General features: G+C 66.2%; 12 protein-coding genes. All 12 read left to right on the top strand.

The genetic code is table 11. The features are described 5' to 3' along the window. Window positions 1-119 precede the first annotated feature (119 nt). Complete coding sequence (locus tag ACW18B_RS18315; RefSeq protein ID WP_492048434.1) at window positions 120-626, top strand: RNA polymerase sigma factor; 507 nt, start codon at window positions 120-122, stop codon at window positions 624-626. Continuing rightward, a complete protein-coding gene (locus tag ACW18B_RS18310; protein ID WP_492048433.1) occupies window positions 623-1,555 on the top strand; it encodes a FecR family protein in 933 nt (310 codons plus the stop codon). Before ACW18B_RS18315 ends, ACW18B_RS18310 begins: the two co-directional genes overlap by 4 nt. Window positions 1,556-1,670: 115 nt before the next feature. Next, window positions 1,671-4,583, top strand: coding sequence for a TonB-dependent receptor (locus ACW18B_RS18305; RefSeq protein WP_492048432.1), 2,913 nt, complete (start codon window positions 1,671-1,673; stop codon window positions 4,581-4,583). 141 nt (window positions 4,584-4,724) lie between these two features. Then, the gene (locus tag ACW18B_RS18300) at window positions 4,725-6,248 is read left to right on the top strand and encodes a CehA/McbA family metallohydrolase domain-containing protein (RefSeq protein ID WP_492051781.1); all 1,524 of its coding nucleotides are present in this window, start codon (window positions 4,725-4,727) and stop codon (window positions 6,246-6,248) included. A 180-nt stretch (window positions 6,249-6,428) separates the two neighbouring features. Beyond that, a complete protein-coding gene (locus ACW18B_RS18295; RefSeq protein ID WP_492048431.1) occupies window positions 6,429-7,019 on the top strand; it encodes an RNA polymerase sigma factor in 591 nt (196 codons plus the stop codon). Then, complete coding sequence (locus tag ACW18B_RS18290) at window positions 6,983-7,963, top strand: FecR family protein (protein ID WP_492048430.1); 981 nt, start codon at window positions 6,983-6,985, stop codon at window positions 7,961-7,963. Before ACW18B_RS18295 ends, ACW18B_RS18290 begins: the two co-directional genes overlap by 37 nt. A 130-nt stretch (window positions 7,964-8,093) precedes the next feature. After that, window positions 8,094-11,360, top strand: a complete 3,267-nt coding sequence (locus ACW18B_RS18285) for a TonB-dependent receptor (protein ID WP_492048429.1) — start codon at window positions 8,094-8,096, stop codon at window positions 11,358-11,360. A gap of 114 nt (window positions 11,361-11,474) precedes the next feature. Next, window positions 11,475-13,211 carry a gamma-glutamyltransferase gene (gene ggt / locus ACW18B_RS18280; protein ID WP_492048428.1) on the top strand — a complete coding sequence of 579 codons (1,737 nt, stop codon included), beginning with the start codon at window positions 11,475-11,477 and terminating at the stop codon, window positions 13,209-13,211. Between the two features lie 311 nt (window positions 13,212-13,522). Next, entirely contained in the window at window positions 13,523-16,309 is a 2,787-nt protein-coding gene (locus tag ACW18B_RS18275) for a TonB-dependent receptor (protein WP_492048427.1), read from the top strand. A 75-nt stretch (window positions 16,310-16,384) separates the two neighbouring features. Beyond that, window positions 16,385-17,023, top strand: a complete 639-nt coding sequence (locus tag ACW18B_RS18270; protein WP_492048426.1) for a sulfotransferase family 2 domain-containing protein — start codon at window positions 16,385-16,387, stop codon at window positions 17,021-17,023. Beyond that, entirely contained in the window at window positions 17,020-17,640 is a 621-nt protein-coding gene (locus tag ACW18B_RS18265) for an aspartyl/asparaginyl beta-hydroxylase domain-containing protein (RefSeq protein WP_492048425.1), read from the top strand. Before ACW18B_RS18270 ends, ACW18B_RS18265 begins: the two co-directional genes overlap by 4 nt. 47 nt (window positions 17,641-17,687) lie before the next feature. Beyond that, window positions 17,688-19,556 (top strand): sulfotransferase, encoded by a 1,869-nt coding sequence (locus tag ACW18B_RS18260; protein WP_492051779.1) that lies wholly within the window; start codon window positions 17,688-17,690, stop codon window positions 19,554-19,556. Window positions 19,557-19,558: the final 2 nt, after the last annotated feature.

Below are 19,558 nucleotides of genomic sequence, written 5' to 3'. Positions count from 1 at the left end.
CGGGTCGCTGGTCAGGGCCGGGGCGGCTGAAGTGTCACATACCGATGCTAAGCGCTGGCCATGGCTATGGTGCAGCAAGGTGAGCGTGGCGCGAAACGCCGTCGGAGCGAGACGCGCCGATGACCGATTTCGCCAGCGTCCGCGCCCAGCGCGACGATCTCTATCTGTTCATTGTGCGGCGCACCCGCGATCCCGCCGCGGCCGAGGATCTGGTTCAGGAAACCTTCGCGCGCCTGCTGACCTATGAGCGGGCGCGGACCGTCGCTGACCGCGCAGCCTTGGGCTACAGCATCGCGCTCAACCTTGTCCGAGACCATTTTCGCACCCGTCAGCGCCGGCCGGTGGAAGCGCTGAACGACGACATTCCCTGCGAAGCCCCCGCGCCGGAGCAGATCCTGATGCATCGTCAGAAGGTCGAGGTGTTCGGCAAGGTGCTGGACGCCATGCCGCCGTTGCGGCGGGACGTGTTCATCCGCCGACGGCTGCACGGGCAAAGCTGTCGCCAGATCGCGGCGGATCTGGCCATGAACGAGGCGGCCGTCGAAAAACACGTGGTGCGCGCGCTGGAGCAACTCCATCGCGAGATCGCCAAGGCCGAACGGCGTCAGGCGGGACGACGCGGATGAGGCGGGATTCCTCCAATGCCGACGCCACGCTTTGGGCGGCGCGTCGTCTCGATTCCGGCGCTGCGTCCGACGGGGCTTTCGAATCCTGGAAGGCGGCAGACCCCGGCAACGCCAGGGCCTTCGAACAGGTCTGGAGCACGACCCAGGATCCTGCTCTGGTCGAGGCCCTGCGTCTCAGCGCCCAGCGCCGGACGGCGCGCCGCCGCGCGCCGCGCGCCGCGCTGATCGGCGGCCTGGCGCTGGCGGCCTGCGCCCTGGCCGGCGTATTCGTCTGGCCAGACCTGCAGGTGATGATGGTCACGCCTCTGCATCTGGAGACGGCGCCGGGCGAGCAGCGCGAGGTCGCCCTGGCTGACGGGACGCGGATCACCCTGGATGGCGCGACCGGTGTGGATGTCCAGCTGGGCTCCCATCGTCGTCGGGTGACGCTCACACGCGGCGAAGCGTTCTTCGATGTGGCGCACGATGAGGCGCGACCTTTCACGGTCACGACGCCGGAAGGCTCGGCCCGGGTGCTGGGCACGGCCTTTGATCTGGAGCGCGGCGCCGAGCGGCTGGTCTTGTCGGTGCATCGCGGCAAGGTGCGGCTGAAGCCGCATGGGCTAGTGACGGACTCCGCCGACCTGACCATCGGCCAGCGCGCGACGGCGGCCGACGGCGCCGTGTCGACAATCCGCGTCTTTGATCCGGCCGCCGAGGACTGGCGGACGGGTTGGCTGGAAACTGACGGCGTGTCGCTTGCCCGCCTGGTCGAAAGGCTGAACCGTCATACGGACCTGCCCATTGTCATCGCCGATCCTGTGCTGGGGCGTCAGCGGGTGGCGGGGCGCTTCCGGCTTGATGAGCCCGACACCCTGGTGCGGAATCTCGCCTTGATGCACGGCTTCAAGGTGCGCGAGACGCCGGGACGGCTCGAGCTGACCCGCTAGGGCGCCGGGCGTCTTCGAAACTTCACAAAAATCGCTGTCCTGAAAGGGCGGCCGCCAGCGTCTTCCCCCCCGAAGCCGGCGAATGCGCCGCGCGACAGCTTGGGGACCTACACCGATGTTCAACCGTATGATCTGGCGCTCCACCGCCTCCGCCGTAGCGCTGCTGGTGGCGGGCGCCGCGTTCGCCGCGCCTGCGGCGGCCCAGGCGGCGCCCGCAGCCGCCAAGGCCGCGCTGGCCATTCCGGCCAGCGACCTGTCGGCCGCTCTGCCGGCCTTTTCGCGGGCCACCGGCCTGCAGGTCCTGGCCGACCCGGCTCTGATCCAGGGCAAGCGCACCTCGGGCGTGAAGGGAACGATCGATACTGACCGCGCCCTGACCCAGTTGCTGCGCGGCACCGGCCTGACCTTCGTGCGCAGCGGCGGCAGCGCCATCCTGCGACCCGCCGCCCAGCCCATCTCGACCCGCGCCCCGGCGGCTGAAGCGACGTCCGCGGCCACGGCCCCCGCCGTGACGGCCGAAGACAACATGATCGAGGAACTGGTCGTCACCGGCGGCTTCGCCAACTCGCTGGCCCGCGCCCTGGCCGACAAGCGCAAGGCCACCAATGTGGTTGACGCGATCTCGGCCGAGGACATCGGCAAGTTCCCGTCCAACAATATCGCCGAAGCCCTGCAGCGGGTGCCCGGCGTCGCCATCACCCGCGATCGCGGCGAAGGGCTGTTTGTTCGCGTGCGCGGCCTGGGTCCGAACTTCCAGATCGTCACCCTCAACGGCCGCAGCGCCGCCGTGAACGAGAACATGCGCGACTCCGGCCAGAGCGGCCGCCAGTTCCGTTTCGACACCCTGCCGTCCGAGCTGGTCGCCGGGGTCGAGGTCGGCAAGACGCCGCTGGCCTCGCTGGACGAGGGCGCGATCGGCGGCGTGGTCAACGTCAAGACCTTCCGCCCGCTGGATCTGGGTCGCAGCACCCTGGCGCTGTCGGCGACCGCCAGTGCGCCTCAACTGGCAGACGCCGTGGATCCCCGCGTCTCGGGCCTGGCCAGCTGGACCAACCAGGCCGAGACCTTCGGCGTGCTGGCCGCCGTCGTCTATGATCAACGCACCCTGCGCCAGGATCGCATCACCGGCGTGGGCTGGAGCTATTCGGATCCGACCACCACCCTGGGCAAGAGCCTGATCGCCCAGGGCATCAATCTCTATCCGACCGCCATCCGCCCGACCCTCGAGCGCGAAGATCGCGAGCGCAAGGGCGTGGTGTTGTCGGCGCAGTACCGCCCGACCGACGAGACCGAGATCATCTTCGACGCCAGCTACACCAAGCTGGATGACCACTATGACGAGCTGACCTATTCGGTGGATCAGAGTGTTGCGACCCTGGTTCCGGGCTCGGCGGTGATCAAGGACGGCGTTCTGGTCGGCGGCACGGTGACCTCCACCACCCAGATCGGCCGCGAGGTCAGCGACCTGGCCCATGACAACATCATGCTGGCCGGCAAGATCCGCCAGAAGCTGGACGCGTGGACCCTGACGGCGGACCTGGCCTATGCCAGGGCCTATTCGGAGACCTCCAATCCGATCACCCGCACCCGCCTGCTGGGCTCGATCGGCCAAACCACCTTCAACATGACCAAGGCCGACGACGAGGCGGTTCCCAGCGTCACGCTGCTGACCAGCGACCTGAACAATCCGTCGCTGCTGCCGTTCCGCCGGATCGAATATCGGGTGAGTGACTCCACCGACAACGAAACCGCCCTGCAGTTCGACGCTGAGCGTCCGGTGGCCTGGGGCCCTCTGACCCGCGTGCAGTTCGGCGTGAAGTACCGTGAGCGGGAACGCGAATACAACCGCGCGGACATCAACTACACGACCAACCTGGCCGGCAAATATTTCGGCGCCGACTATTTCGACGCGTTCCCGGTCAGCGACTTCCTGGGCGATGTGTCTGGAACCCTGCCGACCAGCTGGGCCATGCCCGATCCGGCGGCTTTCTGGGCCCTGGCCGACAAGACCCAGAAGGGCACGGCGCGCGCCGACCAGCGCAATTCCTACTACGTGTCGGAAGACATCGCCGCCGCCTATGCCCTGACCGACATCGAGACCACGCTGTTGGGCGTTCCGCTGCGCGGCGAGGTCGGCGTGCGCGCCGCCCAGACCAAGCAGGTCTCGGCCGGCTATGCCGACAACGGCTCGGCGGCGATCCCGGTGCGCTATGAGAAGACCTATACCGACGTCCTGCCCACCGCCAACTTCGTGCTGGAACTGTCCGACACCCTGCAGGCCCACGTCGCGGCGGCCAAGGTGATCACCCGGCCGTCCCTGGCCGACCTGGCGCCGCGCCTGACGCTGAATTCGTCGGGTACGGTGCTGACCGCCGTCGGCGGCAATCCGGAGCTTCGCCCGTTCGAGGCCTGGCAGTATGACGCCACCCTGGAATGGTATTTCGCGCCGGGCAGCGCCCTGATCGCGGGCGCCTTCTACAAGGACATCACCACCTTTGTTTACAGCCAGAAGACCAATTTCGTGGTCGACGGCCAGACCTATGTGCTGACCTCGCCGACCAACGGCGGCCAGGCGACGATCAAGGGGGTGGAACTGGCCTATCAGCACCTGTTCAAGGCGCTGCCGGCCCCGTTCGACGGCCTGGGGTTCCTGGCCAACTATACCTACACCGACACCGAGGCGACCTATTCCCCGACCCTGAAAGACCAGATGGTCAATGTCGCCAAGAACAGCTTCAACGTGACGGGCTTCTACGAGAAGGACCGCTTCGCCGCCCGCGCCAGCTACAGCTGGGTGGATGACGTACTGCAGGACGTCGGCGGCGCAGGGCTTTCGGCGCTGAACGACAGCGCTTTCGGCTCGCTGGACGCCAGTGTCAGCTACAAGATCACCCCGCAGATCACGGCGGCGATCGAAGGCCAGAACCTGACCGACGCGGCCCAGTGGCAGTTCGTCAAGGGCGGCTGGTTCGGCGGCTACACTCACTATGGCCGCACCCTGAGCTTTGGCCTGCGCGCCAAGTTCTAAAGCTCCCCTCGACCCTTTCAATCCCCTCAACTGGCCCGCGCGGTTCGCCGCGCGGGCCGTCTTTTTTTTGGAGCGCTGTACGCTCACCGCGATGACCGCAATAGGAACGTCGCAGTTCCGGACTAGGATTCGCCCATGTGTATGTTCCTTTCAAAGACCCGTCGTGGCCTTGTCTCTCACGCCGCCCTCGCCGCAGCCGTCGGTCTCATCGCGGCGGTCCAGACCCCCGCATCAGCGCACCCGGGTCACGCCGTCCAGCCTGTCGCCCCGGCGCATAAGGCCTCAGGTCCCGCCAGGCCGTCAGAGCGGCGCTGGCTGGCCGGGGATCACCACGTCCACAGCTGGTTCAGCGCCGGGGTCAAGCCGTCTGATGTTCCCGGCCAGCCGCCGGTGCTGATCAAGGCCGGCGACGCCGTCAATCCGATCACCGTCAACGCCCGCGAGGCCGCAGCCCATGGCCTGAGCTGGATGGTCGCCACCGATCATGGGGGCCCCAACCATTCCAAGCTCAACCGCGACGAGGCCTATCCCGAGTTGCTCAAGTCCCGAACCCTGACCCCCGGCGTGCTGCAGTTCTGGGGCATGGAGCTGGACACCCCGGCGGCCGAGCATTCCAGCGTCATCGTGCCCCGCTCGGCGATGGAGCGCGAGGCGCTGTTCGGGATCGAGAAGGGCTACAACCGGCGTGAGCCCTGGCCCGCCGACCCGGCCCGCGACACCGAGCCCTTCATGCTGGACGCCCTGCGCCACATGCAATCTCTGCCCCAGCCGCCGGTGGTGATCGCCAACCATCCCTCGCGCACCGCCGAGACGCCCGGCAGCTATGGCCTGGTTTCTCCGGCGGAGCTGCGCAACTGGAATGACACCGCGCCCAACGTCGCCGTCGGCATGGAAGGCGCGCCCGGACACCAGGCTTCGACCCTGAAACCGGACGGCTCGGCCAAGCCCGATGGCGATCGGGGCGGCTACGGGCGCGCGCCCACCCTGGGCGGCTTTGACCGCATGACCGCCCAGCTGGGCGGTTTCTGGGACTCGATGCTGGGCGAGGGGCGCCACTGGTGGATCACCTCGACCTCGGACTCGCACCGTCACTATACAGAGGGCGGCAGCGACTTCTGGCCCGGCGAATATTCCAAGACCTATGTGAAGGCCGCCCGCACCTATGACGACATCCTCGATGGCCTGCGCCATGGCCGGGTGTTTGTGACCCTGGGTGATCTGGTCTCCGAGGTCGACATCACCGCCATGACCGCCGACGGTCAAAAGCAGGCCGAGATCGGCGGGCTTCTGGAGGTTCCGGCCGGCAGCGACGTCACGATCGTCATCCGGGTTCGCGACCCGGCCGGCAAGAACTTCGGCGGACGCTCGCCCGACGTCGCGCGCATCGACCTGATCCAGGGCGACGTCACGGGTCCGGCGGCGGATCGCGCCCAGGATTCCAACCCGACCACCCGTGTCGTGCGTCGCTTCACCCCTGCCACCTGGGTGCGGGACGGCGAGCGCCTGTCGATGGTCTATGTGCTCAAGGACGTGCGCCAATCCCGCTATGTCCGGGTGCGCGGCACCAATGGCGCCGAGCTGGAGCCCCAGCCCGACCCGCTGGGCGAGGATCCCTGGGCGGACCTGTGGTTCTACGCCAACCCGATCTTCATTGCGGTGAAGTGAGCCGGCCGGTCGGCCGGAGAACCCTGTTTCGGCCGACCGGGGCGGGACGGGGTTGCTCTGGGCGCTGGCGACCTTCTTCTGAGCATCGGCGCCTGATCCTGCGGCATGTCGGCCGGATGCACCCTAAATCCGGCTTGCCATCGCTTGCGGATCACGCTTGGTTGGGGAAGGGGAGCGCGCATGGATCTACACGACGACGAGCGACGCGCCTGGTTTCGGCGCGAGATTTTGCCGCTCGAGCCCCAGCTTTTGGCCTATGCCCGCAAGTTCTGTCGCGACGGCGAGGCTGAGCCGGAAGACCTTGTCCATGACGCGTTCGCGCGCGCCATTGCCTACAAGGCCTGGCGAGAGGTTCTCAATCCCGGCGCCTTCGCCGCCCGCATCGTCCGCAATGTCGCTCTGGACGCCCTCAGGCGGCGCAAGATTTTGACGATCACGGCCGTGGCCGATTTCGAACAGCTATCCTTGGTCGACGAGATCCCGACCCAAGAGGATGTCGCTGTCGGGCGAGACGAACTGCGGCAACTGCGGGACGCTATCCAGGAGCTTTCCCCGCAATGCCGGAATGTCTTCACGCTGCGAAAGGTCTACAATCTTTCGCCGCGGCAGATAGCGGAGCGGCTCGGTCTGTCCGTCTCCACTGTAGAGAAGCATCTCGTTAAGGGATTGCGATATTGTTCGGATAGGCTGGGTCGCGGCGAGGGCCGGGCCAGCAAGGTTGACGAAGGGCGTACATGGGTCGCGAAGCGGGATCTCGGCGGGAAACGATAAGGCTTGAGGCCGCCCAATGGGTGGTCCGGCTCGATTCCGCCGCTAGCAGCCCCGCCGATCGCGCCGCCTTTGAAGCCTGGCGCGGCCAGGGGGCCGATTACGAGGTCGCTTTCGAGCGCGAGTTCGCCGCCTGGGAGCGGCTGGATCGCCTGCAGGCGCTTGCTCCGGACGCGGCCGCGCCGCGTGTCGGCCTCCTGCGGCCGCCTCGCACCATGGCTTGGCGGACGGGCGTGTGGGCGCGGGCTGCGGCGGTCGTCGGGGCCTGTGGTCTGGTCGCGGCTGGCGTGATCTCGGCGACGGCCTCCACGGCCTATGCCACGGGGATCGGCGAGCGGCGGGTCATCGTGCTCAGCGACAACAGTCGCATCCAGCTGAACACCAACAGCAAGGTTTTGGTCCGCTATCGCGGCGGCGTGCGCGAGATTCGTCTGGTTCGCGGCGAGGCCGTGTTCGAGCCGGTTCGCGCCGCGCGCCCCTTCGTCGTCCGGGCCGCCGGAAATCGACTCGAGGCTACGGGCGCGGCGCAGGTCGCCGTTCGTCTGCAGGATGACAGCGCCGCCATCACCGTGCGCGAGGGCGCCGTGGCCGTTGAACGTGACCACGCCACCGCCCAGACCCAGCTGTCGGCCGGCGCCAAGGCGGTCTATGGCCCCGTCGGCGGACGGGTGTTGCGCGTCTCGACCGCCGAGATCGATCGATCCCTGGCCTGGCGACAGGGCGCCATTGCGCTCAACGGACAGACCCTTGAACAGGCCGTCGCCGAGTTCAACCGCTACAATCGCCAGCGCATCACCGTCGATGGCGCGTCCGTTTCGGGTCTGCGTCTGGCCGGTTATTTCCAGAGCACCGAACCGGAAGGTTTCGTCTCCGCTGTGACACGCGCCTTTCCGGTGAGCGCCTCGCGCGACGCCGAGGGCGTCATTCATCTGACCTCGCGCGACTGAGAGCGGGTCCTCCGACCACAGAAACAAATATTTCTGTCACGCATAGCGGAACGCCGATGATCGCCCGTCGTGTCCAGTGAGAACGTCATGTCGAGGGGGCAGGGCGTAGCCAAGGGGCAGTTTTCAGACCATGCGCAGTTCCAATCGCCTTCGTAACGTTCGAGGGCTCCTTCTGACGTCGGCCGCCATTCTGGTGCTGGCCGGTCCGGCCCTGGCGCAGGAAACCCGTCACCGCTTCAATATCCCCGCCCAGGACGCGGTCCCCGCGCTGCAGGCCTATGCCAAACAGTCGGGCAAGCAGGTGCTGTTTCCCTTCGACGCGGCGGCCGGTCGCAAGACCCCCGCCGTCGTTGGTGACATCGCGGACAGCGACGCCCTGGCGCGCTTGATCTCGGCTGCTGGCCTGGAAGTCGCATCGAACGACGGCGTGACCATCACCCTGCGTCCGGCGTCCGCCTCACGCCCCCAGCCCCTGGCCGCGTCGGGCGGCCAGGCTGACGAGGACATGGCCATCGTCGAGACCATCGTCGTGGTGGGCTCGCAGATCCAGGGCGCCAAGACCAACGAAGCGCTGCCGGTGACGCTGATCGACGAAAAGCAGATCATCGCGACGGGCGCGGTTTCGGGCGACGAGCTGTTCCGCTCGATCCCCCAGGCGGGCGACGTGCAATTCCAGGAAGCCCGTACGACCGGCAACCTGAATGACGCCCGGGGCGATATCGCCTCGCTGAACCTGCGCAGCCTCGGCACGGGTAACACCCTGGCCCTGCTGAACGGTCGCCGCGCCGTCATGGCGCCCGGAACCCAGACCGAGAACTTCGTGCCGGTGCAGACGGTCAACACCAACGCCCTGCCGGTGGCGGGCGTGAAGCGGCTTGAAGTGCTGCGCGACGGCGCTGCGGCCATCTACGGCACCGACGCCGTGGCCGGCGTGGTCAATATGGTGCTGGACACCAAGTTCCAGGGCTTGCGCGTCGAGACCCAGCTGGGCGGCTCGGAAGGCACGGGCTATCGCGAAGGCACCTTCAACGTGAAGGCCGGTACGCGCCTTGAAGACGGCACCCGCCTGACCTTCTTTGGCACCTACACCGGCCACAGCCGCATGATGGCCAGCGATCGCGACTACGCCGCCAGCGAAGATCACCGCTCGCAGATCGCCGACACCCCCTGGGCCGGCAATACCAGCTTCGACAACCGCTCGACTTCCAGCCCCTGGGGTTCGTTCACGCTGATCCCGTCGTCCACTGCGGTGAAGCAAGGCACGGCGAGCCTGACGACGTCGGGCGTCTTCCATATCGAGCCGACCAGCAACACGGACGCCGGCTGCTCCAGCACGGTTCTCGCCGGCAATCTGTGCATCAAGTCCGGCACCATCACCGGCACGAACGACCGCGCGCTGCGCTATGACCAAAACGCCGACCGCACGCTGAAGGGCGGTCTTGAGCGGACAAACCTGTTCTCGACGGTCGAGCACGATTTCGGCGACATCACCGCCTATGGCGAACTGGGCTATTACCACGCCCTGTTCACCGGCTCGCGCGAGCAGTCGGCCCCGATCTCGTCGGCGCCGATCAGCATCGCCGCCAACGCCTACTGGAACCCCTTTGGTCCGATCGGCAGCGCCAATCGTCTGGCCAATCTGACCGGCGTGCCGGCGGCCGGCGTGGCGATGAACATCACCAGCTATCGCCCGGTCGACGCTGGTCCGCGCACCTATACGGTGACCGATGACAGCTACCGCGCGCTGGGTGGCCTGAAGGGCGAATGGAACGGCTGGAACTGGGATTCCGCCCTGCTGTATTCGGAAGCCCGCACCAAGGACACCACGCACAACGCGATCAGCAACACGCGCTTCCAGCAAGCGGTGAACCGCACCACGGCGGACGCCTACAACCCCTTCAACGGAGGCGACGTCAGCAACTATTCGGGCGCCGACGCGACGCCCAACAGCAGCGACACGATCAATTCGTTCCTGATCAACGTCTATCGCAAGGGCAAGACCTCGCTGGCGCTCGGCGATTTCAAGGTCTCCAAGAAGGACCTGTTCCAGCTGCCCGCCGGTGATGTCGGCTTCGCGGCCGGCGTCGAATGGCGCCGCGAGACCTATCTGGACGACCGCGACGACCGACTGGACGGCACGATCAAGTACACCAACTCTGTCACCGGCGTGACCTACGACACCGATGTAATGGGCGCTTCGGGCGCGGGCGACGTCTCGGCCCATCGGTCGATCAGCTCGGCCTTCTTCGAATTCGCGGTGCCGGTCGTCTCGCCCGAGATGAACATCCCGTTTGTCGAAGAGATCAGCCTGCAGATCGCCGCCCGCGACGAGCACTATTCGGACTTCGGCAATGTGCTCAAGCCCAAGGGCGCGATCCTGTGGAAGGTCGGCTACGGCTTCGCCTTCCGCGGCTCGGTGTCGCAAAGCTTCCGCGCGCCGAACCTGCCGCAGTTCTACAGCGACGGCTCGACCGTCTCGAACACCCGCACCGACTATGCGGCTTGCCGGATCAACACGCCGGCCGCGACCACCTGCTCCAGCGGCAGCACGCTGGAAGTGCGTAGCGGCAATGACAAGCTGAAGCCCGAAGAGGCCGACAACGCCACGGTCGGCTTCGTCTATCAGCCCACCTTCATCCCGCGCGACTATGGCCGGCTCATCCTGACCACCGACTTCTGGTCGATCCGCGAGAAGAACGTGATCGGCATCCTGGGCGGGGCCAACCAGATCGCCTACGACTGGCTGCTGCGCCAGAGCGGGTCGTCCAACCCCAACGTCGTGCGCAATGATCCGGTCGGAACCAACACGGTCGGCAACATCGACCATATCAACGACGTCTACACCAACCTGCAGCCGCGCGTTGTCCAGGGCGTCGACTTCACCGCCGACTATGATCTGAACGACACGCCTTGGGGCAATTTCGGCCTGACGCTCAATGTGGCCAAGCTGCTGAAGTATGACCAGTCGGCCAGCCCGATCGAGGCGTTGCTGCAGGAGGCGGTCGCCGCAGGCAAGCTGAACGGCGTTACGATCGCCTCGGCGGGAAACCAGATCAAGAACGGCGGGTCTCCCGAGTTCCGGGCCAGCGCCAGCCTGACCTGGCGCAAGGACGGTTGGGGCGCAGGCGCTTTCGTCAACTATGTCGGCGAGGTCTATGACACCAGCGTTGCGCAGGTGAACGGCCAGTACTTCCCGGTCGACGACTGGACCACGGTCAGCCTGTACGGCCAGTACGCGTTCAAGGAAGGCCGCTTTGACGGTTCGACCGTCCGGTTGGGCGTTCGCAATGTCGCCGACAAGGATCCGCCCGTGACGTCGTCGAACTTCGGCTACATGGGCTCGCTCCATAACGCGACCGGACGCTACTGGTACCTCAACGCCAGCAAGCGCTTCTAAGAGCCCCCCCGTTCCCGGTTCTTGCCCCCCAAGGCCGGGAACATCGCAGGACGACGCTTCTTCCACCCCGAAGCGTCGTCCTGCCCCCTCCTTCACCTCTCTGGCGAGCCGCGCATGAAGCCCTTTCGACTTGTCGCCCTGGGTCTTGCGGCCCTCTCGGTCTCGGCGGCGATCTGCCTGCCGGCCTCGGGCCTGGCCCAGAGCAAGCAGTTGCTGGAATATCCCAGCATCCACTCGCCGGTGGTCGGTCAGAAGGGGATGGTGGTCAGCCAGAACGTCATCGCCACCCAGGTCGGCGTCGATATCCTGCGCCAGGGCGGCAACGCCGTGGACGCCGCGGTGGCGACGGCCTTCGCCCTGGCCGTGACGCTGCCGCGCGCCGGCAATATCGGCGGCGACGGCTTCATGATGGTCCACATGGCCAAGACGGGGAAAACCGTCTTCATCGACTATCGCGGCGTCGCGCCGGCGGCCGCGCGTCTGGACACCTTCGTCGACGCCCAGGGCAAGGAGCGCAATGATGTCTCCTCTGTCGGCTATCAGGCGCCCGCCGTGCCGGGCACGGTCGCAGGGCTGTATCTGGCGCACAAGACCTATGGAAAATTGCCGTGGAAGGCCGTGGTCGAGCCCGCCTTCCGTCTGGCCCGGGACGGTGTGGTCCTGACGCCTGACGAAGCCTTCGTGTTCAGCTGGGGGCGACAGCGCCTGTCGGTCAGCGAGGCGGGCAAGGCCGCCTTCTACAAGCCCGATGGCGCGCTCTACGTCGCCGGCGAGACCCTCAAGCAAAAGGACCTGGCCTGGTCGCTGGGGCAGATCGCCGATCACGGCGCCGACGCCTTCTATCGGGGCGAGATCGCCAGGCGCCTGGCCGCTGACATGAAGGCCCATGGCGGCCTGATCACCGAGGCGGATCTGGCCGCCTACAAGCCGGTCGTGCGCGAGCCGATCGAGGGCGAATATCGCGGCCTGAAGGTGCTGACCTCGCCGCCCGCCAGCGCCGGCGGCGCGACCCTGCTCGAGATGCTCAACATCCTTGAGCAGTTCGATCTGAAGGCGTCAGGGCCCGGCTCGGCCAAGACACTGCACCTGATGGCCGAGGCCATGAAGCTGGGCTACGCCGACCGCTACAAGTATCTGGGCGACACTGACTTCACCAAGGTGCCGCTGAAGGGGTTCACGTCCAAGGCTTACGGCGTTGAGCGCGCCAAGCTGATCGACCCCGACCACGCCAAGCCGGCCAAGGCGATGGGGGCGGGCGATCCCTGGGCGTTCGAGAGCCCCAACACCACCCACTTCTCGGTCGCCGACGCCGAGGGCAATGCGGTCAGCAACACCTTCACCCTGGGGGCTGATTTCGGATCGGGCGTCATGGTGGCGGGCGCGGGCTTCGTGCTGAACAACCAGATGAACAACTACGCCCATGAGGCGTCCTGGAAGGCGCGGCGGAGCGGCGGTCCCGTGCCGCCCAACGGCATGGAGCCGGGCAAGCGGGTTCTGTCGACCATGATGCCGACCATGATCTTCAAGGACGGCAAGCCGTGGCTGATCACCGGCACGCCGGGCGGCAGCACCATCATCGATACGGTGCTGCAGGTGATCGTCAATGTGGTGGACTTCAACCTCAATGTCGCCGAGGCCACCCATCAGCCGCGCATCTTCCAGAACGCCAGCGACGGCCTGGAGGTCGAGCCCAACTTCAATCCCGACACGGTCGCGGCGCTGAAGGCCATGGGGCACCCGATCAAGTCCGACGAGACCATGGGCAGCGCCCAGTCGATCATGCTCGACAAGGGGCTGTTCCTCGGGGGCGCGGATCCCCGCAGGCCCGGCGCGGCGGCCATCGCGCCTTAAGGGTGAGGCGCTGCGCCCGGAATTCAGCTCCCGAACTCGGACCGCGAAGGCGGGCGGCCTGCGCCGGGGCGGCGCGTGACGGGCGTTGATCCACCCTTCTTTGGTATAGTCCAGATAGCCCCGTTTTGAGGGTTCAGCCCCTCGCGCCCTTGCGCCAGATCTGGCTAGGCATCGCCCAGCACCCCTATGGTTGTGGGCGTCAGGCGCGCAATGAGCCGATTTCTTGTTCCTCGCCCGAGGCATTGTCACGCAGGTGTCGTCGTATGCTGCTTTAAGCGCACTGGTTTAGACCAGTTTGGCGGGGATCAGTCATGTCGAAGCAACATTCCGTTCGGGGCATGCGCCCGAACTCAAAGACCTTTTTGCTGGCCACCGTCGCGGCGCTTGCCGTCGGCGCCAGTTCGTCGGCTGCGTTCGCGCGGCAGGCTTCTGATGACACGGTCGACGCCGTGGTCGTCACCGGCTACCGCAAGTCGCTGAGCGACGCGCGCGCCATCAAGCGGGAATCGGTCATCCAGAAAGACGTGATCGTCGCCGAAGACATGGCGAAGTTCCCGGAGCTGAACCTGGCTGAATCCCTGCAACACCTTCCGGGCGTGCAGATCACCCGCGAAGCGGGTGAAGGTCGCCGCATTTCGCTGCGGGGCCTGGGTCCGGATTTCGCTCGCGTGCAACTGAACGGCATGGAAGTGCTGGGCAATGTCGACTCCGCCCAGGACAGCCGCGGCCAGCGTTCACGCGACCGCGCCTTCGACTTCAACATTTTCGCTTCGGAACTGTTCTCGAAGGTCGAGGTCGAAAAGACCTTCCAGGCGGCCCAGAACGAGGGCGGCATGGCCGGCACGGTCGGCCTGTTCACCGGCAAGCCCTTCGACTATGCGCCGGGCAGCAAGGGCGCGGTGTCCATGAAGCTGGGCACCAACGAATACACCAAGGACACGCAGCCGCGCATCGCCGCCCTGTTCAGCCAGAACTGGGACAACAAGTTTGGCGTCGCTGTGTCCGTCGCCTACAGCAAGCGCGAGACGACCGAGCAGGGTCACAACACCTACAACTACTCCAATCCAAGCGCGTCGACCATGGCGTCGCTGGTCGCCAAGGGTCTGGACATCTCCAAGCTCAGCGCCGCCCAGCAGACCAAGTTCCTGTCGGGCGACCTGTATTTCGCCGACGGTAACCGGATCTCTTCCTGGAACTCCAAGGCGGAACGTCTGGGCCTGACGGGCGCCGTGCAGTGGAAGCCGGTGGACAACATGCTGCTGACCCTCGACGTGTTGCACGGCGAGTTCACCACCCACCGCGACGAGTATCACCTGGCCACGCGTCCGCTTTCGTCCACGGGCTCGGTGGCGTTCGACACCCCGGCCGGCGGCGTCTGGCCGTCGAAGTTCCAGCAGGCTTCGGTCATCAACAACCTGGCGTGGGACGACAGCAACTACGTCACCATGACCGATGTGACCGGCGCGACCTTCGGCAGCGAACACCGACGATCGTTGAACGAAAACCGCTTTGACCAGGTCGCGCTGACCGGCAAGTGGGACCTGTCGGATCGGCTTACGATTGACGGCCATGTCGGCTACGAGAAGTCGACCTACAAGACCCCTTATGACGACAAGCTCTATATGCGCGCCAAGGGTAATCTGATCGCCAACTACGGCGCTGATGGCCAATCGGCGACGTTCTCGTATCCGAACTTCGACGCCACCGACCCGAACAACTACGCGATGGACTCGTTCTACTATCGCGGCTTCAACAATCAATCGGAGCTGCAGGAAGGCGTTCTGAACGCCAAGTACGCTCTGAACGATGTGTGGACCCTGCGCGCTGGCGCGGCCTATCACAAGTTCACGCAAGGCGGCCGCGACCTGTTCTATGACGACAACGTCAATGGAACCCGGTCCAAGATGCGCGGCACGTCTGTCGCCGACGTCACCTCCGTGTTCACCAATGAGTTCGGCTCGTGGCTGGTCGGCGACTACGACAAGGCCTTCGCCAAGTACAACGAGTATCACCGGTTCGGTCCCAACAAGGACGGCACCGGCGGCGCGCTCCAGGACATCGAGAACGTCTACGAAACCTCGGAAAAGACCATTTCCGAGTATGTGCAGGCGGACTGGGACAGCGAGCTCATGGGCAAGCGCTTCCGCGGTAATATCGGCCTGCGCGGCTACCAGACCGACACCCACGGGACGGGCTGGATCCAGGGCGACAGCTACGCCTATCTGGGCACGACGGACGTGAAGGGCAGCTATTCGGGTGTCCTGCCGGCGATGAACTCGGTTCTGGAACTGACGCCTGAGCTGATGGTGCGCTTCTCCGCCACCCAGAACCTGAACCGTCCGGGCCTGGGCTCGATGGCGGCCAAGGGCAGCGCGTTCCAGGACAGCGACAGCGGCGACATCTCGGCGTCGCGTGGCAATCCCAACCTGGAGCCCTACAAGGACAACACGCTGGACTTCGCGGCCGAGTACTATTTCGGCGCCGACGGTCTGCTTTCGGCCAGTGTGTTCCACAAGAGCATCAAGAACTTCATTGGCACCGAAACGCTCGAGAACGTCCCCTTCAGCGAGACGGGCGTTCCCTACGCCACGATCCCGGGCGCAACGGCCAGCACGATCGTCAAAGAGTTCTCGATGCCGGTCAATATCGCCGGCACCAAGCAACTGACCGGCGTGGAACTGGCCGCGCAGGGACAGTTCTCGTTCCTGCCGGCGCCGTTCGACAAGCTGGGCGCTGTGGCCAACTACACCTATGTGGACGCTGACGAGGCGCTCACCGGCATCTCCAACACCAGCTATAACGTCACGCTCTACTATGAAACCGACCGCTGGGGCATGCGGGGCTCCATGAGCCACCGCAACAAATGGTACACCGGCAACAGCGACAGCCTGATGAGCGCCAGCACACGCGGCTTCGAGGGATCCACCTATGTGGACGCCTCGGCCTTCTTCAACGTCAACGACGCACTCCAGCTCTCGCTGAATGCGATCAACCTGACGAACCAGAAGGACACGCAGTTCTGGGGTCAGAACGAGTATCTCTATAACCAGAACCAGAGCGGCTCGACCTACATGGTCGGTCTTAGCTACAAGTTCTAGGTCGACCGTCTAGGGCAGGCTGCGCGTCCCTCCTCCCGGGAGGAGGGACGCGCTTTTTTCTGTGTGTCGTGAAACGTGATTGTCTCCCACCGCCACCGTTTCATCTTCGCCGCCGTGCCCAAGACCGGCACCCATGCGGTGCGCCAGGCCTTGCGCGAGCACCTGGACGAGGGTGATGTCGAACAGGTGGGACTGTTCGTTGACAAGCGCTTCCCGTGGGAAGATCTGGCGGCCATCCGCCACGGCCACCTGTCCCTGCAGCAGGTGCGTCCCTATCTCGGCGAAGACGCCTTCAGCGGCTATTTCAAGTTCGCCTTCGTACGCAATCCCTTCGATCGCTTCGTCTCGTACTGCGCCTTCATGCTGCGGGGCGGCGACGTCTTTCAACGGCAACCGCGGGACGTGATGCGTCACTTCCTGTTCGTGGAGCCGCCGGAAAATCACATCCTGTTCCAGCCGCAGGCCGCGCTGCTGGTGGGCGAGGACGGCAAGACCCTGCTGACCGACCAGGTCGGCCATGTCGAGGATATGCAGGGCTCCTATGATGCGATCTGCGCGCGGATCGGCATTGCCTCGCGCGCCCTCGACCGCGTCAACGGCACCCATCATCAGGACTATCGCCAGTACTACGACAAGACCCTGATCGACGGCGTCGCCGCGCGCTATGCTCAGGATCTGGATCTGTTCGGCTACAACTTCGAAGGCCTGAGATGAGCGCCGTCCCCGCCGCCAACCCGCGCAAGACGACCGGCGTGCGTAAGCTGGGGCCCGTCGACATCACCGCGCTGCGCGCCGCCGTTCTGGCGATCCCGGAAGACGTCTGGGCCGCCGAGAACGCGGCCAAGCCCAACAAGTTCGAGGTGCTGGACGAGACCCGCCACATCGTCTTCCGCTTCATCGACAGCCCCCGCGACTGGCGCGGCTCGCACGATCGCGCCGCGTGGCCGCAATGGCGGCGCCTGCTGGAACCGGTGCTGGCCCAGACCGTCCGCGACTACGGTTATGCGCGCGGCGTGTTCCCGAGGGTCATGCTGGCCCGGATGCCGGCGGGCGGGGTGATCCACCCGCATATCGACGCCAATCCGGCGGCCAAGTGGCCGCACAAGATCCATGTGCCCATCTCGACCAATAGCGGTGTGGTGTCCTTCTTCGGCGGCCAGGAACACGCTTTTCCGCCAGGCGAGGCGGTTGAGGTCAATAATCTGGGGCCCCACTGGGTGCGCAATGACGGCGCTACCGCCCGCATCCATCTGATCTTCGAATATTATGACGCCGATCAGCCCGATCCCGACTGGCTGGAGCCGTTCCTGCTGTCCGGCGCGGCGCGGTGACGTTCACTCCCCGCTTCGAGGATCGCGACGCCCTGTTGCGCGAAGCGATGCAATTGCGGGCCGCCCAGCGCCTCCCCGAAGCCCTGGCGGCCCTGGCGCGGCTGCAGGCGCTGGATCCCCAGTTCAGCCGTCTTCATCAGGAGCGCGGCCACTGCCATGTTCTGCTGGGCGATGCGCCGGCGGCCATCGATGCGTTGCGGGAAGCGGTGCGTCTGAACCCGACCCTGCCGGCCAGCTGGGACATGCTGGAGCAGCTTTACCGCATGCTGGGCGACGCCGCCCAGGCGGCCACGGCGGCTCAGCACCTGGCGGCGCTGAGGCAACTTCCGGCCGAGGTGGTGGCGGCCAACAGCCTGCTGGCCGATGGCGACCTGGCCCCGGCCGAGGACATCATCCGCGACTACCTGGACAAGGACGGCGACAATGCGGGCGCCCTGCGTCTGCTGGCCCGGATCCTCACCGAGCGCGGCGCGCTGGCTGAGGCCGAGGCCTTGCTGAAATCGGTCCTCGACCGCGCGCCGGACTATCATGCCGCCCGTCTCGACTACGCCATGGCGCTGCTGCAGCAGCAGAAGCACCTGCCGGCCAGGCGGGAAGCCGAGCGCCTGCTCAAGCACGACCCCGACAATCGCGAGTACCTCAAGCAGTACGGCGCGGCCTGTATCGGCCTGGGCGACCACGAGCCGGTGATCGATCTCTATGCACGGCTGCTGGCGGGCGAGGGTCAGTCGGCGGCGGAGGTCGCCGACCTGCGCCTGTGGCGGGCCAACGCCCTGAAGATCACCGGCCGACAGGCGGAAGCCATCGCCGACTATCGCGCCGCCCTGGCGGCGCGGCCGGACTATGGCGTGGCCTGGTTCAGCCTCTCCAACCTCAAGACCTATCGCTTCACCGACGACGACATCGCCCGGATGCGCGCGGCGGAAGCCCAGCCCGCCCTCCAGGACATGGATCGCGTCTATCTGTGTTTCGCCCTGGGCAAGGCGCTGGAGGATCGCGGCGACTACGCGGCGTCCTGGCAATATTATGAGCGTGGCAATGCGGTGCGGCGCGCCGCCGGCCGCTATCGCCCCGAGGTCGCGGAAGCCTGCGCCCAGCGCCTGAAGCAGGTCTTCACCGCGCAGTTCTTCGCCGCGCGCGCCGGCTGGGGCGTCGCTGATCCGGCGCCGATCTTCATTCTGGGCCTGCCGCGTTCGGGCTCGACCCTGATCGAACAAATTCTGGCCTCCCATTCCCGCGTCGAGGGCACGCAGGAACTGACCGAAATCGATCGCTATGTCGCCGAGTTCTGCGGCCGCGATCCCGATTGCGGCCTGCCGCTGGACCCCCAGGCCGTGCAGCGGCTGACGGCCGGGGAGGTGAGGGCGCTGGGCGAGCGTTTCCTGGCCGACACCCGCACCTATCGCCAGCTGGGCCGACCGTTCTTCATCGACAAGATGCCCAACAACTTCTGGCATATCGGCCTGATCCACCTGATCCTGCCGGGCTCTACGATCATCGATGTGCGGCGCGAGCCCATGGCCTGCGGTTTCAGCAACCTCAAGCAGCTGTTCGGCGGGGCCAACCAGGAATTCAGCTATGGCCTCGAGGCTATCGGTCGCCACTACCGCGCCTATCTCGACCTTATGCGGCACTGGAACGCGGTGCTGCCGGGGCGGGTCCTGACGACGCCCTACGAGGATGTGGTCGAGGATCTCGAAACCAGCGTGCGGGGCCTGCTGGGGCATTGCGGGCTGCCCTTCGAGCCGGCCTGCCTGGCTTTCCATGAAACCCGGCGCAGCATCCGCACGCCCAGCTCCGAACAGGTGCGCCAGCCCATCGACAGGGAGGCGCTGACCCAATGGCGCCACTATGCGCCCTGGCTGGGGCCGCTGCGGGATGCGCTCGGCGAGGCTTTAGCAGGCGAGGGGGCCTGATC

It is taken from the genome of Caulobacter sp. FV2ps19 (assembly GCF_058681035.1).
This window is presented reverse-complemented; position numbering and strand designations above follow the sequence as displayed.